We start from the raw sequence: 1,339 nt of genomic DNA on the forward strand, positions 1-1,339 counted from the left end.
AAACTCTACAAGGCACCCAACGACAAGGCCTTCGAGTGATGGGTAGTGGGTAATGGGAAGTAGGGAGTGGGTAAACCCACTCCTCCGATCTCCCCAATCCCCCAATCCCCCACTCCCCACTCCCCACTCCCCACTCCCCACTTCCCCCAGGACTGCTGCCATGAAAAACGTCGTCTTTCTCGCCTCCCTGCTCCTGTCCACCGCCGCGCTGGCGGACGGAAAACCGAACGTGGTGATCCTGGCCACCGGCGGCACCATCGCCGGCGCCGGTGCCGGGGTGGCCAACAGCGCCACCTACCAGGCGGCCAAGGTGCCGGTGGACAAGCTCATCGCCGGCGTGCCGGAGCTGGCCAGCCTGGCCCAGGTGCGCGGCGAGCAGGTCTTCCAGATCGCCTCGGAGAGCTTCACCGACGCCCACCTCGTCACCCTCGGCAAGCGCGTCGCCGCCCTCGCCCGCCAGCCGGACGTGGACGGCATCGTGATCACCCACGGCACCGACACCCTGGAAGAGAGCGCCTTCTTCCTCAACCTGGTGCTCAAGACCGACAAGCCGGTTGTGCTGGTCGGCTCGATGCGGCCGGGCACCGCGATGTCGGCCGACGGCATGCTCAACCTCTACAACGCGGTGGCGGTGGCCGCGGCGAAGGACGCCCGCGCCAAGGGCGTGCTCGTCACGCTGAACGACGAGATCCACACCGGCCGCGACGTGAGCAAGGCCGCCAACCTCCGCACCGACGCCTTCAAGAGCCCGTGGGGGCCGCTGGGGATGATCGTCGAGGGCAAGACCTACTGGTTCCGCAGCCCGGCCAAGCGCCACACCACGGCCAGCGAGTTCGACATCGACCAGCTCGACCGGCTGGCCCCGGTGGAGATCGCCTACGGCGCCGGCAACGCCAGCCCGACGGCCTACAAGGCCTTCGCCGAGGGCGGCGCCCGGGCCGTGATCCACGCCGGCACCGGCAACGGCTCGGTGAGCAGCGCGGTGGTGCCGACCCTGCAGGCGCTGCGTGGCCAAGGCGTGCAGATCATCCGCTCGTCGCGGGTGGTAGGCGGCGGCTTCGTGCTGCGCAACGCCGAACAGCCCGACGACAAGTACGACTGGGTCGTCGCCCACGACCTCAACCCCCAGAAGGCCCGCATCCTGGCCGCGGTGGCGCTCACCCGGACCGGGGATACCAAAGCGCTGCAGCGGATGTTCATGGAGTACTGAGGCGGAAGCCCGACACGACACACCAAAGCGGAGCCATCGGGCACCTGCCCGGCCGCTCTTAGAGAGGAACAACAATGAGTTATCAATGGAACTGGGGCATCTTCAGCGCCCCCGCCGCCTCCGGCGACA

General features: G+C 68.3%; 1 protein-coding gene. It reads left to right on the top strand.

Translation table 11 applies throughout. The features are described from left to right. The first annotated feature begins 160 nt into the window (after positions 1–160). Entirely contained in the window at positions 161–1,210 is a 1,050-nt protein-coding gene (locus ZRA01_RS20220) for a type II asparaginase (RefSeq protein ID WP_141355169.1), read from the top strand. The last annotated feature ends 129 nt before the right edge of the window (positions 1,211–1,339 follow it).

Source organism: Zoogloea ramigera (assembly GCF_006539865.1).
Lineage (GTDB): Bacteria > Pseudomonadota > Gammaproteobacteria > Burkholderiales > Rhodocyclaceae > Zoogloea > Zoogloea ramigera.